The sequence below is a fragment of the Enterobacter sp. SST3 genome (assembly GCF_000286655.1).
GTDB lineage: Bacteria > Pseudomonadota > Gammaproteobacteria > Enterobacterales > Enterobacteriaceae > Enterobacter > Enterobacter roggenkampii.
The window spans coordinates 1-13,912 of record NZ_ALNS01000043.1 but is presented as its reverse complement, the minus strand read 5'-3'; the positions used below and the strand labels follow the sequence as shown (position 1 = coordinate 13,912).

The window sequence follows — 13,912 nt, the reverse complement described above, 5'->3', positions numbered from 1 at the left end:
CACTCTTCAGCCTTCCGGCATCAAGGGGAACACCTGGCTATGACCCAACCCATCTTTTTAGTTGGCCCCCGCGGCTGTGGGAAAACCACCGTTGGCCTGGAGCTGGCACGCGTGTGTCATCGCCAGTTTGTGGATACCGACCACTGGCTGCAAACCGAGGCCGGAAAAACTATCGCCGACATTGTTGAGCAGGAAGGCTGGGAGAGCTTTCGCGCACGCGAAACGGCCGCGCTGAAAGCGGTCACGACCCCGTCCGCGGTGATCGCCACCGGCGGTGGCATTGTTCTGGCGGAGTGTAATCGTCACTTTATGCGCGAAAAGGGGATTGTGATTTACCTCAGCGCGCCGGTGTCGGCCCTGGTTGGGCGTCTGGAAGCCTTTCCGGAAGAGGGGCAACGCCCTGCGCTGACCTCCAGGCCGCTGAACGAAGAGGTGAGTGAAGTGCTGGCCGAACGCGATGCGTTATACCGCGAGGCGGCTCACCACGTGGTGGATGCGTCCGCCTCTCCCGAAGACGTTGTGATTCAGATTATTACCGCCCTGCGTTTGGCGTGTGCCAGCTAAGCGGCGTCTATACTTATAGCTCAGACATAAAAAAAGGATGAGCTATGCCAACAAGACCTCCCTATCCGCGTGAAGCGCGCATTGTGACCGTTGAAAAAGGCCAGACAGGTCACACTGTGACCTGGTATCAACTGCGTGCCGATCACCCCAAACCCGACTCGCTGATCAGTGAACACGAGACGGAACAGGAAGCGCTGGATGCGAAGCGGCGCTATGAAGATCCCGACATAACCTGAGCGGTTTCCTAAACGCTCCAGGATCGTGCCTGAATCACACTTTTTACTCATCGTAAAAGTTAAGCAGGAGTTAATATTTAGTTAATACAAGTAACTCTGGTATCGGCAGGCGATCTTTACATTTCGGTGTCGGGATCACCTGCTACGCTTGGTGCTGTTTTGTTGAAAAAACGAACTGTGCAGCGTAGTGAGCCTGTACCTGTGTGCACGATGTTGGAGTAATGGAAGGCGATAAAGATGAAGGCAACGTTGGCGATCCTCACCATTGGTGTGGTCCCTGTAAGCGAAGTGTTACCGCTCTTAACCGAGCATGTATCTGAACAACAGATTACGCATCTCAGCCTGCTGGGCAAGATGAGTCGGGAAGAGGTCATGGAAGACTACGCTGTCGAGGCGGGGGAGGATCCCCTGGCGACGTTATTAAGTGACGGTAAACTGGCGCATGTTTCCCGCCAGAAGATCGAGCGCTCGCTGCAGGGCGTAATAGAAGTGCTCGATAATCAGGGCTATGACGTTATTTTGCTGATGAGCACCGCCCCCATAAAGGGACTTACGGCGCGCAATGCGATTTTGCTGGAACCGATGCGCATCATTCCGCCGCTGGTGGCCTCCATCGTGGATGGTCATCAGGTGGGGGTGATTGTCCCCATCGAGGAGCTCATGGATAACCAGGAGGCAAAATGGCACGTGCTGGAAAAAGTGCCCTTGTACGCGCTGGCGAATCCGTTCTGGGACAGCGAGGCCAAACTCATTGCGGCCGGGAAGGAACTGCTGGAAAGAGGGGCCGATGTCCTTATTCTGGACTGCCTGGGGTTCCACCAGCATCATCGTGATTTACTGCAAAAAGCGCTGGATGTGCCGGTGCTGTTATCCAACGTTCTGATGGCTCGCCTGGCCTCGGAACTGCTCATGTAATGATTTTGCGTGACAGGTGATGAGCATGGCCCCTATAGTGAATTTTTATCTAAAAATATAAGGGCCAGTTCATGCTTCAGAGTAACGAATACTTTTCCGGTAAAGTGAAATCCATTGGTTTTACCAGCAGCAGCACTGGCCGCGCCAGCGTTGGCGTCATGGCGGAAGGGGAATACACCTTCGGCACGGCGGAAGCGGAAGAGATGACGGTCGTCAGCGGGGCGCTGAACGTCTTACTACCGGGTGAAACGGAATGGAAAGTTTACGCAGCCGGACAGGTTTTCAACGTCCCTGGCCACAGTGAGTTCCATCTGCAGGTGGCTGAACCTACCTCTTATCTGTGCCGCTACCTGAAATAAAAAATTAGCCGGGTGGCGCTAACGCTTACCCGGCCTACGGTTTGCCCGTTATCTCTGCGCTTCGCCGCCGAGACCTTCCACCAGATTCTGAATCAACGCGGCCAGCTCGCCGGTCATCAGGATGAAGTCCGCGTCAAAACGCTGGGCGTAATCTTCCCTGTCGATATCTTCGTTCTGATCGCGCAGCTCGTCGCAGAACTTCAGACGCTTCACGGAGCCGTCGTCGCACATCACGAACTGAATACGCTGCTGCCAGTCGAGCGCCAGTTTAGTGACCACTTTACCCGCTTCGATGTGGACGGCGATTTCGTCGCTCACCAGATCCTGCTTCTTCGCGCGGATCACGCCGCCATCTTCCAGCAGGGCTTTCAGCTCGGCTTCATCAAGGATCTGGAAACCCTGAGCCGCAGCACCGCTGCGTACCCATTCGGTCAGCGTTAACTCAATTGGCGTTTCCAGCGCCAGCGGAACGACCGGTAACGAGCCGATGCTCTTACGCAGCAGGGCCAGCGTATCTTCTGCTTTCTTGGCGCTGGCGCAGTCCACCATGATCAGCCCGTTAACGGTGTCGATCCACATCATGGTCTGGCTGAAGCGGCTGAAGGCGCGCGGCAGCAGGGAGTGCAGTACTTCATCTTTCAGCGAATCTTTTTCGGTCTTTTTCAGCTTGCGGCCCTGTTCGGCTTCCAGCTTGAGAATTTTCGCTTCGAGTGCCTGCTTAACCACCGGCGTCGGCAGTATTTTCTCTTCTTTACGGGCGCAGACGATGATTTGACCCGTGCTGCTGGCGTGGGTCAGTGCATCGCTTTGTGAACCCATTGGCGGAACCCAACCGGTTTTCGCCATATCCTGGCTACCGCAAGGGGAAAAGGTATAAGCGGCTAACTGTTTTTCCATCTCTTCTGCACGCAGCGAAACGTCGCGGCTGAGACGGTAAACCATCAAATTTTTGAACCACAGCATGATAATTTCCACGGCCTTGTCGTTAAATCAGCGGGCATGATAACGAATTGTCGCATCGCTTGCATTGCTAATCGGGAAGCGTGCTTCTAGTCTGTTGATAATCAAAATAATGAGGAGAGTCTTGTGCGTATTGGGATCGATTTGGGCGGCACCAAAACAGAAGTCATCGCACTGAGCGAGCAGGGGGAGCAGCTGTTTCGCCATCGTCTGCCAACGCCGCGCGATGATTATCACCAGACTATCGAGACGATTGCCAGGCTGGTCGAGATGGCCGAGCAGGCGACAGGGCAAACCGGCAGCGTCGGGATGGGGATACCGGGGTCGATCTCGCCGTATACCGGCGTGGTTAAAAATGCCAACTCCACCTGGCTCAACGGTCAGCCGTTTGATAAAGATTTAAGCGCGCGCCTGAAGCGGGAAGTGCGTCTGGCCAACGACGCCAACTGCCTGGCGGTCTCTGAGGCCATCGACGGCGCGGCGGCCGGTGCCCAGACCGTGTTTGCCGTGATCGTCGGCACCGGCTGCGGTGCGGGCGTAGCGTTCGGCGGGCGCGCCCATATCGGCGGTAACGGCACCGCGGGCGAGTGGGGGCACAACCCGCTGCCGTGGATGGATGAAGACGAACTCAAATACCGCACCGAAGTGCCGTGCTACTGCGGAAAACAGGGCTGTATTGAGACCTTTATCTCCGGTACCGGTTTTGCGACCGATTACCACCGCCTGAGCGGCCAGCCGCTCAAGGGAAATGAGATCATGCGTCTGGTCGAAGCGCAGGATCCGGTGGCGGAGCTGGCCCTGAGCCGCTATGAAATGCGGCTGGCGAAATCCCTGGCGCACGTGGTGAATATTCTCGACCCAGACGTAATTGTGCTGGGCGGCGGCATGAGCAACGTCGACCGGCTGTACGCCACGGTGCCGAACCTGGTGAAGCAGTGGGTCTTCGGCGGCGAGTGTGAAACGCCGATCCGCAAAGCCGTCCACGGGGACTCCAGCGGCGTGCGCGGCGCGGCGTGGCTGTGGCCAGAATAAACGGCTCTGTAAGCCCGGTAAGCGAAGCGCCACCGGGCGAATTCAGGCAGCCACAATAAAAAAGCCGGGTGGCGGCTACGCCTTACCCGGCCTACAAGTGGAGTGGACCTTTACTGCACGGCAAATTCTTTATCCAGCTTGCTGTACCCCAGCCCGTTAATCTTCTTCACTTTGATCTGCACCGGAATACGCTCTTTCATCGCCTCAACGTGGCTGATCACGCCGATGGTTTTCCCGGTGGCGTTCAGCGCGTCGAGCGCATCCAGCGCGGTATCCAGCGTCTCACTGTCGAGCGTGCCGAACCCTTCATCCAGGAACAGGGAATCGATTCGCGTTTTATGACTCACCAGATCGGAAAGCGCCAGCGCCAGCGCCAGGCTGACCAGGAAGCTCTCGCCGCCGGAGAGGGTACGGGTATCGCGGACCGCATCCGCCTGCCACGTATCCACCACTTCCAGCTCCAGCGCGTCGCTGGCCTTACGTTGCAATAAGTAACGTCCGTGCAGGCGGTTAAGCTGCTGGTTAGCCAGCCAGACAAGATTGTCCAGCGTCAGCCCCTGGGCGAACTTACGGAACTTGTCGCCGGTGCTGGAGCCGATCAGCGCGTTCAGATAACCCCAGTCATCCGCCTGGCGCGCGGCCTCTTCAATTTGCTGCATCAACGCCAGCTGGTGCTGCCGGTTATCGCTGTCCTGCTTAAGCTGCTGGCGGATCTCGCCCTGATGCGTGGTGTTCTCGCGCAGCTGTTGCGCCAGCTGCTGCAGCTGGCTTTGCAGCGTGGCGGCATCGGCGTCGAGCCCTTCCGGGCGCAGCGCCAGATGAGACTGCAGCTGCTGGTTAGCTTGCCCGCACAGCGCCGCGGCCTGCTGGATCTGGTTTTCCAGCGACTGTTTCAGCTGTTCAAGGTGGCGAATAGCATCGTCATCCAGCAGGGCGGCAAGAAACGCGTCCTGGTCGGCAAAGCAGCTCGCCGAGCGCGCCGCGGTGAACTGCGTCTGCGACTGCTGCAGGCGCTCTCGCTCCAGCCCTTCCTGCTGCTGTTGCGCGGTCAGCTGGCTTTGCAGCGACACGCACTCGTCGTGGATGGCGCGCCAGTTATCAGGAATAACCGGTTCGGCGTCTTCGCTGTTCGCTGCCGGAAGCGCGTCGAGCAGCGGCTTCAGGGCGTTTATGCGTTCCTGAAGCACGCCGTGCTGCGTTTGCTTCTCCTGCCACTGCGTGAATTCCGCTTCGCGGGCCTGAAGCCAGGCGGCTTCCTGACCCTCTTCAGGTGCGTTAAGCGAGAGCGCGAGCAGGGCATGTTCCAGCGCCTGCCGCGTGGCCGCCAGCTGCTGCTGATACTGCCGCTCCTGCGCGTCCTGTTCGCTCAGCTGGTTCTGCAGGGTGAGACGCTGACTGAGCTGATAAAGCTGGCGCTCGTACTGTTCCTGTTCGTTCAGCCATGGCGCGATATCGTCCTGAATATTCAAGGTAATGTTCAGGGACGTGCAGGCCGCCACCCACTCTTTAGTGAGCGCTTGCTCTTCCTGAGAAAGCGTCTGCGCGTCGTCTGTCTCGCGCTGGATCTGCTGAGTCAGGGCATTGACCTGTCCCAGCACCAGCAGGCCTTCCTCTTTAAGGGCGCCGACCTCTTTTTCCAGGGCATCACGGCGGCGCTGGTTATCCGTCAGCTCAAGCGACTGATATTGCTCAACGGCGGGATGTTCACAGGAACCGCACAGCGGACAGGGTTTGCCCGCCTCAAGCCGGGAGCGGTAATGCTCCAGCTTCTTAATTGTTGCTTCGGTTTCGCACAGGGCTTTTAGATCGAGATAGTGCTGGTTTTTCTCTTTGTACTGCTGGCGGCGCAGCGTCAGCGTTTCATTGAGTTTATTTTGTTCGGCCTCGGCCTTCTGCACGCTTTCACCGCTCTGGCGCAGGCGCTTTTGCAGCGGCTGATAGCGGGCATGCAGCGACGTCAGCTGCTGGCGCAGCGTGCGGGACCTGGACTGCTGCTCCATGGCCGCGCTGACCTCATCCGCCGTCAGCGTCAACGCGCTTTCCGGCATCGCAGCCAGCCTGTTGCGTAATTCACCTATCCGCGCAGCAAGCGAGGCTAACTGCGTTTTATCACGGTTAAGCTGAGAGAACTGGGCGCGCCAGCCTGCAATCTCCTGGCCTAACAGACGATAGCGCTCGTGCTCCGTCAGCCACTGCGCCAGCGCCGTCAGTTCGGCCTGTAGCTGCTCGTGGTTACGCAGGGCGGTATTGCGAATACGTGAACGCAGCGCGGTTCTGGCTTGTAAGCGAGTATTTACTTCGATAATTCGCTGCTGCGTTTGCGCCAGACGCGCGGTTTGCTCCTGCTGATGTTCCCAGAGCGGGCGAAGCTGGGCGGCGGGCAGAGCGAGCTGGAGCTTTGCCAGCTCAGGCGCAGCGTCCGTCAGCGCCTGTTGCGCCTGCTGCTGCATTGCGGCGACGCGCTGTTGCTCGCGCGCAAGCTCATCATGGCGCGTAAGCCACTGAAAATGTTTCTGTTGGTTTTGCTGCTGTTCCAGCAGGGTTTTCTCTGCGTCAGTAAGTGCCTGCAAACTTTGCTGTAACTGCTGCTGTTGTTCTTCGCTCAACAGCACGACGCCCGCCGCCTGCGCCTCGCACTTTTCAAGCACGCTGCGGGCCGCTTTGTGTTTCTCAAACACCATGGCGGAAATCTGACCGTAGATTTCGGTGCCGGTCAGCTCTTCCAGCAGCTCGGCGCGATCGCTCGGCTTGGCATTAAGGAAGGCGGCAAACTGCCCCTGAGAGAGCAGCATCGAGCGGGTAAAGCGCCCGTAGTCCAGCCCGGTGAGCGCGGCGGTTTGCTCCAGCTTATCCGTCACTTTGTCGGCCAGGATTTTGCCATCTTCGCAGCGCGCCAGCTCCACGCGCGGCGCCTGCAGGTTACCGTCCGGCTGGTTGCGCGCCCGGTTCTGGCTCCAGAAGGCGCGATAGGCGGTGCCTTTTACCTCGAACTCCACTTCCGCCAGACACTCGGCGGTGTCGCGGGTCATCAGGTCATTTTGCGCCTGGGAGACTTTATTCAGGCGCGGCGTTTCGTGATAAAGCGCCAGACAGATGGCGTCGAGCAGGGTGGTTTTACCTGCCCCGGTTGCGCCGGTGATGGCAAACAGCCCGTTGCTGGCAAACGGCTCAGCGGTAAAGTCAATTTTCCACTCGCCCTTGAGGGAGTTGAGATTTTTCAGGCGCAGGCTCAGAATTTTCATGCGTTTTCTTCCTCGTCATTGAGCGCATGCAGGGTATGGCTGAACAGTTCGCTGAGCCTTGCGCGCTTCGCATCGTCAATCTCCTCCTGTGAGAGCCTGCGTTCAAATACCTCTTCGACCCCCAGTTCACTGAGCGTTTCGCGTTGAGCGCTTAGCAGAATTTTCTCGCGCTGCTCGCGGCTGCGGCGCACCAGCAAGACCTCTACCGGCAGGTCTTCGGTCAGCGCCTGGATTTTCCGCTGCATATCGTGCAGGTAGTCGTCGGTGGTGATTTCGATGTCCAGCCAGATGGGGGGATCTTGCTCGACGCCGCGCCACTGCTCCAGCTGGGCGGTGATGGCATCGAGATCGCCTTTCAGCACCGCCAGTGGCTGGGTAACGGGCACCTCCAGCGTGTCGACGGCGCTGAGTTTGCCCTCGCAAAAGCTCACCAGATGCACGGATTTGGCTTTGCCCGTTTCGTCAAAGCTGAGCGAAAGAGGCGAGCCGCAGTAGCGGATGTGCTCGCAGCCGCCGACGATCTGCGCCCGGTGGATGTGTCCGAGCGCAATGTAGTCGGCTGGCGGGAAGAGCTGCGCCGGAAAGGCGTCCAGCGTGCCGATATAGATGTCACGCACGGCGTCACTTTTACTGGCCCCGACGGTGGTGAGGTGCCCGGTCGCAATCACCGGAATCGGCTGATCACCGCGCAGGGCACAGGCTTCGGCGTGCTGCTGGCGGTAATAGTCGGCGATCGCCTGTAACAAATGCTGCTGCTTTTCCGCGCCCGACAGCCCCGCCTGGCTTTGCACGATGTCGCGCGGACGCAAAAAGGGAATCGGACACAGTACCGCCCCGGGCGACCCGTCGCGCTTTTTCAGGATCTGCGGGGCGTGCCCGGCGCTGGCGACGACGGTGGTATTGAGAAACGCCAGGATGTCGCGGGATTCGTTAAGCGTCGCGACGGAATCATGGTTGCCGGCGACAATCACCAGATGACAGCCGGTTTGCTGCAGATTCACCACGAAGCGGTTGTACAGCTCACGGGCATAGCTCGGCGGCGAGCCGGTATCAAAAATATCTCCCGCCACGATAATCGCGTCCACCTCATGCGTCCGGGCCGTTTCCAGCAGCCAGTTCAGGAACGCTTCATGTTCAGCCGCACGGCTTTTGCTGTAAAAATTTTGACCCAGATGCCAGTCCGAGGTGTGAAGTATGCGCATAGCTGATCCGTGGCAAAAAAGAGAAAGCAGGATTATAAACGTTCAGAGAAGGGAAAATAACCGCTGTAATAAAACAACAGTTTGCCATTTATAGTGGTACTGTTTTTCATAAATCTGTCATAAATCTGACGCATAATGGCGCCGAATTACAAACTTGTAACGTAAATAAGATAAGACAGGGCAAAGTATGGCGAGACGTATTCTGGTCGTAGAAGATGAAGCTCCAATTCGTGAAATGGTGTGCTTCGTGCTCGAGCAAAACGGCTTCCAGCCGGTTGAAGCGGAAGATTATGACAGCGCAGTGAACCAGCTGAATGAACCCTGGCCCGATCTGATTCTGCTGGACTGGATGCTGCCCGGCGGCTCCGGACTGCAGTTTATCAAACACCTGAAGCGTGAAGCGCTGACCCGCGACATCCCGGTTGTGATGCTTACGGCGCGCGGAGAAGAAGAGGATCGTGTGCGCGGTCTGGAGACCGGCGCGGACGATTACATTACCAAACCGTTCTCCCCCAAAGAGCTGGTGGCCCGCATTAAAGCCGTGATGCGCCGTATTTCGCCGATGGCGGTGGAAGAGGTGATTGAAATGCAGGGGCTGAGCCTTGATCCGACTTCTCACCGCGTGATGACCGGTGAAAATCCCCTCGACATGGGGCCTACCGAATTTAAACTTCTGCACTTCTTTATGACCCACCCGGAACGCGTGTACAGCCGCGAGCAGTTGCTGAATAACGTCTGGGGAACTAACGTGTATGTCGAAGACCGGACGGTTGACGTACATATCCGCCGCCTGCGAAAAGCGCTGGAACTGAGCGGCCACGATCGCATGGTGCAGACGGTCCGCGGCACGGGTTATCGTTTTTCTACCCGTTTCTGAACAATGACAGGAGTGTGACGCGTGCTGGAACGTCTGTCATGGAAAAGGCTCGTCTTTGAACTGATCTTATGCTGTATTCCGGCCTTCATTCTGGGGGCCTTTCTTGGACATCTGCCGTGGTTTCTGCTGGCGTCGGTCACCGGGCTGCTGATCTGGCATTTCTGGAACCTGCTGCGCCTCTCCTGGTGGCTGTGGGTTGACCGAAGCATGACGCCGCCGCCCGGAAGCGGCAGCTGGGAGCCGCTGCTGTACGGTCTGCACCAGATGCAGATGCGAAATAAAAAGCGCCGCCGCGAGCTGGGAAGCCTGATTAAGCGTTTTCGCAGCGGTGCGGAGTCGCTGCCGGATGCGGTCATTCTGACCACCGAAGAAGGGACGATCTTCTGGTGTAACGGCCTGGCGCAGCAGCTGCTGGGCCTGCGCTGGCCGGATGATAATGGCCAGAATATCCTCAACCTTCTGCGTTATCCCGAGTTTACGCTGTACCTGAAAAAGCGTGATTTTACCCGTCCGCACAATCTCAAGCTCAATAACGGTCGCCATCTGGAGATCCGCGTGATGCCCTACAGCGATAAGCAGTGGCTGATGGTGGCGCGCGATGTCACCCAGATGCACCAGCTGGAAGGGGCGCGCCGCAACTTCTTCGCCAACGTCAGTCACGAATTGCGTACCCCGCTGACCGTGCTGCAGGGCTACCTGGAGATGATGCAGGAGCAAACGCTGGAAGGTGCGCCGCGTGAAAAAGCGCTGCACACCATGCGCGAGCAAACGCACCGGATGGAGGGCCTGGTGAAGCAGCTGCTGACGCTCTCGAAGATTGAAGCGGCACCCACGCTCGCGCTGAATGACACTATTGATGTGCCAATGATGCTGCGGGTCGTGGAGCGTGAAGCGCAGACGTTAAGCCACAAAAAGCATCACCTGACCTTTGAGGTCGACAACACGCTAAAGGTGCTGGGCAGCGAAGATGAACTGCGTAGCGCTATCTCCAACCTGGTGTATAACGCGGTAAACCATACGCCGGAAGGGACGGAGATCGTGGTGCGCTGGCAGCATACCCCAACGGGGGCCGAGTTTAGCGTGGAGGACAACGGGCCGGGGATCGCGCCGGAGCATATTCCGCGTCTGACCGAGCGCTTCTATCGCGTGGATAAAGCACGATCGCGGCAGACGGGCGGAAGCGGCCTGGGGCTGGCGATTGTGAAACACGCGGTGAATCACCATGAAAGCCGTCTCGATATTCAGAGTACCCTGGGTAAAGGAACCCGCTTCAGCTTCGTGATCCCGGAACGATTAATTGCCAAAAAGATCGCCTGACGGCAGGCGTGTCATTTTACCTTTCCACGGGTCAGCCATCGCTGGCCCGTTTGCTTTGCAGTCAAGCGAAACGCGTGTGAATTTTATACGGCTGGCTGTTTTTTGTTCGCATGATTAGCCATGGGTTTTTCTTATAATTAGCGTATTGTGCTGGAGTGTATTTTCATGCTGGCATATTGTTCTGGTTTTACGATCCCACCTTGCCTTTAAACGTTATAAGCGTTTAAATTGCCCCCCAGATACTGTCAGACCGACTGTATTTGCGTGGTAAATCGAAAAACTATTCTTCTCCACGCCAGGACGGGAGCATATCCCGCTAAAATTGAGCAAATTTTCGGCTGTATCGTCCCGTCAGGGGCAGCGAAAATCTCAATGTTTTCAACACCACATCCACAGGCAGTAAGGTTTTATGACCCATCACTTAAAATCGCGTGACATCATCGCGCTGGGCTTTATGACATTTGCGCTGTTCGTTGGCGCAGGCAACATCATTTTCCCTCCAATGGTTGGCTTACAGGCGGGTGAACACGTCTGGACCGCCGCGTTTGGTTTCCTGATTACTGCCGTGGGTCTGCCGGTGCTGACCGTCATCGCGCTGGCGAAAGTCGGCGGCGGTGTGGATAGCCTCAGCACCCCGATTGGCAAAGTGGCGGGCGTTCTGCTGGCTACCGTCTGCTACCTGGCCGTGGGTCCGCTGTTTGCCACCCCGCGTACCGCGACCGTTTCCTTTGAAGTGGGTATTGCTCCGCTGACCGGTGACGGCGCGATGCCGCTGTTCATCTACAGCCTGATCTACTTCGCTATCGTGATTCTGGTTTCCCTCTATCCGGGCAAACTGCTGGATACCGTGGGTAACTTCCTGGCTCCGCTGAAAATTGTGGCGCTGATTGTTCTGGCGGTGGCGGCTATCGTCTGGCCTGCAGGCCCGATTAGCGACGCGATGGACGCCTATAAAAACGCCGCGTTCTCTAACGGCTTTGTGAACGGCTACCTGACGATGGATACGCTGGGCGCGATGGTGTTTGGTATCGTTATCGTTAACGCCGCGCGTTCCCGCGGTGTGACCGAAGCGCGTCTGCTGACCCGCTACACCATCTGGGCTGGCCTGATGGCCGGTGTAGGCCTGACGCTGCTGTATCTGGCGCTGTTCCGCCTGGGCTCCGATAGCGCGATGCTGGTCGATCAGAACGCGAATGGTGCGGCTATCCTGCACGCCTACGTCCAGCACACCTTCGGTGGTGCGGGCAGTATGCTGCTGGCGGCGCTCATCTTCCTGGCCTGCCTGGTTACCGCGGTTGGCCTGACCTGCGCCTGTGCTGAGTTCTTTGCGCAGTACCTGCCGCTCTCTTACCGCACCCTGGTGTTTATCCTTGGTATCTTCTCCATGGCGGTATCCAACCTCGGTCTGAGCCACCTGATTCAGGTCTCTATTCCGGTACTGACGGCGATCTATCCGCCGTGCATCGTGCTGGTGGTGCTGAGCTTCACCCGCCCGTGGTGGAACAACTCCTCACGAATTATTGCGCCAGCCATGTTTATCAGCCTGATTTTTGGTATCCTTGATGGGATTAAAGCATCAGCGTTCGCTGAAATTCTGCCAGCCTGGACACAGCGTCTGCCGCTGTCCGAGCAGGGCCTGGCCTGGCTGATGCCTACCGTTGTTGCACTGGTTCTGGCGGTTATCTGGGACCGTGCTGCAGGGCGTCAGGTCGCATCGAACGCCCATTAATCAACGGCAACAAACTGTTTAACCACGGGGCTTAAGGCCCCGTGGTTTTTTGTTTTTTTCGTGTTGAATGGCAAGATTTAAATGGAAAGCACTAACAAACTTAAACGTGGATTGAGCACGCGCCACATCCGCTTTATGGCGCTGGGCTCTGCTATTGGCACCGGTCTTTTTTATGGCTCGGCAGATGCCATCAAAATGGCCGGTCCAAGCGTGCTGCTGGCGTACATCATCGGCGGCGTGGCGGCGTATATCATCATGCGCGCCCTCGGCGAAATGTCGGTTCATAACCCCTCCGCCAGCTCCTTCTCGCGCTACGCGCAGGAAAACCTCGGCCCGCTGGCCGGGTTTATCACCGGCTGGACCTACTGCTTCGAAATCCTGATCGTGGCAATAGCCGACGTGACGGCGTTTGGCATCTATATGGGCGTCTGGTTCCCGGCGGTGCCGCACTGGATTTGGGTGCTGAGCGTGGTGCTGATCATTTGCGCCGTCAACCTGATGAGCGTGAAGGTGTTCGGCGAGCTGGAGTTCTGGTTCTCCTTCTTCAAGGTCGCCACCATTATCATCATGATTGTGGCCGGTTTCGGGATCATCATCTGGGGGATTGGCAACGGCGGGCAGCCGACCGGGATCCATAACCTCTGGAGCAACGGTGGCTTCTTCAGCAACGGCTGGCTCGGGATGGTGATGTCGCTGCAGATGGTGATGTTCGCCTACGGCGGTATCGAGATTATCGGTATCACCGCCGGTGAAGCGAAAGACCCGGAGAAATCCATTCCGCGTGCGATCAACTCGGTGCCGATGCGTATTCTGGTGTTTTACGTGGGTACGCTGTTCGTGATCATGTCCATCTACCCGTGGAATCAGGTGGGTACCAACGGTAGCCCGTTTGTCCTGACTTTCCAGCATATGGGCATTGCGTTTGCCGCCAGCATTCTCAACTTTGTGGTGCTGACCGCGTCGCTTTCGGCGATCAACAGCGATGTCTTTGGCGTGGGCCGTATGCTGCACGGCATGGCGGAGCAGGGCAGTGCGCCGAAGGTGTTCGCCAAAACCTCACGCCGCGGCACGCCGTGGGTGACCGTTGTGGTGATGACCGTGGCGCTGCTGTTCTCGGTTTATCTGAACTACATCATGCCGGAAAACGTCTTCCTGGTGATTGCATCCCTGGCGACCTTCGCGACGGTGTGGGTGTGGATCATGATCCTGCTGTCGCAGATTGCCTTCCGCCGTCGCCTGTCGCCGGATGAGGCGAAAGCGCTGAAGTTCAAAGTACCGGGCGGCGTTGCGACGACCGTCGTCGGGCTGATCTTCCTGGTGTTTATCATTGGCCTGATTGGCTACCATCCGGACACCCGCATTTCGCTCTACGTGGGCTGCGCGTGGATCGTGCTGCTGCTGGTGGGCTGGGTGTTTAAATGCCGCCGCGACCGTCAGCTGGCAGAAGCGCAGTAAGGTAAAAATGCCGGGTGGCGCTGC

Annotated in this window: 12 protein-coding genes; 9 read left to right on the top strand and 3 right to left on the bottom strand. The window is 57.7% G+C overall.

The annotated features are described in order from the left end of the window. Nucleotides 1-39: 39 nt before the first annotated feature. From aroL to ppnP, 4 genes are all read left to right on the top strand, one after another. A complete protein-coding gene (aroL, locus tag B498_RS01455) occupies nucleotides 40-564 on the top strand; it encodes a shikimate kinase AroL (RefSeq protein ID WP_008503273.1) in 525 nt (174 codons plus the stop codon). Between the two features lie 44 nt (nucleotides 565-608). Continuing rightward, the gene (yaiA, locus tag B498_RS01460; protein WP_008503272.1) at nucleotides 609-800 is read left to right on the top strand and encodes a protein YaiA; all 192 of its coding nucleotides are present in this window, start codon (nucleotides 609-611) and stop codon (nucleotides 798-800) included. 237 nt (nucleotides 801-1,037) lie between these two features. Then, nucleotides 1,038-1,715, top strand: coding sequence for an AroM family protein (locus B498_RS01465; RefSeq protein WP_008503271.1), 678 nt, complete (start codon nucleotides 1,038-1,040; stop codon nucleotides 1,713-1,715). Between the two features lie 71 nt (nucleotides 1,716-1,786). Beyond that, nucleotides 1,787-2,074: a pyrimidine/purine nucleoside phosphorylase gene (gene ppnP, locus B498_RS01470; RefSeq protein ID WP_008503270.1), complete on the top strand. Its 288-nt coding sequence runs from the start codon at nucleotides 1,787-1,789 to the stop codon at nucleotides 2,072-2,074. Between the two features lie 48 nt (nucleotides 2,075-2,122). Here the strand turns inward: ppnP and rdgC are convergent, their stop codons facing one another. Beyond that, nucleotides 2,123-3,037, bottom strand: a complete 915-nt coding sequence (rdgC, locus tag B498_RS01475; protein WP_008503269.1) for a recombination-associated protein RdgC — start codon at nucleotides 3,035-3,037, stop codon at nucleotides 2,123-2,125. A gap of 123 nt (nucleotides 3,038-3,160) precedes the next feature. Here rdgC and mak point away from each other — a divergent pair, with 123 nt between their 5' ends. After that, the gene (mak, locus tag B498_RS01480) at nucleotides 3,161-4,066 is read left to right on the top strand and encodes a fructokinase (RefSeq protein WP_008503268.1); all 906 of its coding nucleotides are present in this window, start codon (nucleotides 3,161-3,163) and stop codon (nucleotides 4,064-4,066) included. 110 nt (nucleotides 4,067-4,176) lie between these two features. Here the strand turns inward: mak and sbcC are convergent, their stop codons facing one another. Next, nucleotides 4,177-7,308, bottom strand: a complete 3,132-nt coding sequence (gene sbcC, locus B498_RS01485; RefSeq protein ID WP_008503267.1) for an exonuclease subunit SbcC — start codon at nucleotides 7,306-7,308, stop codon at nucleotides 4,177-4,179. Further along, complete coding sequence (sbcD, locus tag B498_RS01490) at nucleotides 7,305-8,510, bottom strand: exonuclease subunit SbcD (RefSeq protein WP_008503266.1); 1,206 nt, start codon at nucleotides 8,508-8,510, stop codon at nucleotides 7,305-7,307. The genes sbcC and sbcD overlap by 4 nt, the downstream gene beginning before the upstream one ends. Nucleotides 8,511-8,697: 187 nt before the next feature. On the opposite strand from sbcD, the gene phoB reads away from it, so the two are divergent. The 4 genes from phoB (at nucleotide 8,698) to proY (ending at nucleotide 13,888) form a co-directional block, all read left to right on the top strand. After that, the gene (gene phoB / locus B498_RS01495; protein WP_008503265.1) at nucleotides 8,698-9,387 is read left to right on the top strand and encodes a phosphate response regulator transcription factor PhoB; all 690 of its coding nucleotides are present in this window, start codon (nucleotides 8,698-8,700) and stop codon (nucleotides 9,385-9,387) included. Nucleotides 9,388-9,408: 21 nt separating this feature from the next. Next, on the top strand, nucleotides 9,409-10,704 hold the full coding sequence (gene phoR, locus B498_RS01500) for a phosphate regulon sensor histidine kinase PhoR (protein ID WP_008503264.1): 1,296 nt from the start codon (nucleotides 9,409-9,411) through the stop codon (nucleotides 10,702-10,704). A 409-nt stretch (nucleotides 10,705-11,113) separates the two neighbouring features. Continuing rightward, nucleotides 11,114-12,433, top strand: a complete 1,320-nt coding sequence (gene brnQ, locus B498_RS01505) for a branched-chain amino acid transporter carrier protein BrnQ (protein WP_008503262.1) — start codon at nucleotides 11,114-11,116, stop codon at nucleotides 12,431-12,433. An 81-nt stretch (nucleotides 12,434-12,514) separates the two neighbouring features. Continuing rightward, the gene (gene proY / locus B498_RS01510; RefSeq protein ID WP_008503261.1) at nucleotides 12,515-13,888 is read left to right on the top strand and encodes a proline-specific permease ProY; all 1,374 of its coding nucleotides are present in this window, start codon (nucleotides 12,515-12,517) and stop codon (nucleotides 13,886-13,888) included. Nucleotides 13,889-13,912: the final 24 nt, after the last annotated feature.

Excerpts from the sequence above, each read along its gene's own strand:
- B498_RS01465 (WP_008503271.1), top strand. The coding sequence starts at position 1,038 with ATGAAGGCAACGTTGGCGATCCTCACCATTGGTGTGGTCCCTGTAAGC.
- sbcD (WP_008503266.1), bottom strand. The coding sequence starts at position 8,510 with ATGCGCATACTTCACACCTCGGACTGGCATCTGGGTCAAAATTTTTAC.
- sbcC (WP_008503267.1), bottom strand. The coding sequence starts at position 7,308 with ATGAAAATTCTGAGCCTGCGCCTGAAAAATCTCAACTCCCTCAAGGGC.
- proY (WP_008503261.1), top strand. The coding sequence starts at position 12,515 with ATGGAAAGCACTAACAAACTTAAACGTGGATTGAGCACGCGCCACATC.
- aroL (WP_008503273.1), top strand. The coding sequence starts at position 40 with ATGACCCAACCCATCTTTTTAGTTGGCCCCCGCGGCTGTGGGAAAACC.
- rdgC (WP_008503269.1), bottom strand. The coding sequence starts at position 3,037 with ATGCTGTGGTTCAAAAATTTGATGGTTTACCGTCTCAGCCGCGACGTT.
- brnQ (WP_008503262.1), top strand. The coding sequence starts at position 11,114 with ATGACCCATCACTTAAAATCGCGTGACATCATCGCGCTGGGCTTTATG.
- ppnP (WP_008503270.1), top strand. The coding sequence starts at position 1,787 with ATGCTTCAGAGTAACGAATACTTTTCCGGTAAAGTGAAATCCATTGGT.
- yaiA (WP_008503272.1), top strand. The coding sequence starts at position 609 with ATGCCAACAAGACCTCCCTATCCGCGTGAAGCGCGCATTGTGACCGTT.
- phoB (WP_008503265.1), top strand. The coding sequence starts at position 8,698 with ATGGCGAGACGTATTCTGGTCGTAGAAGATGAAGCTCCAATTCGTGAA.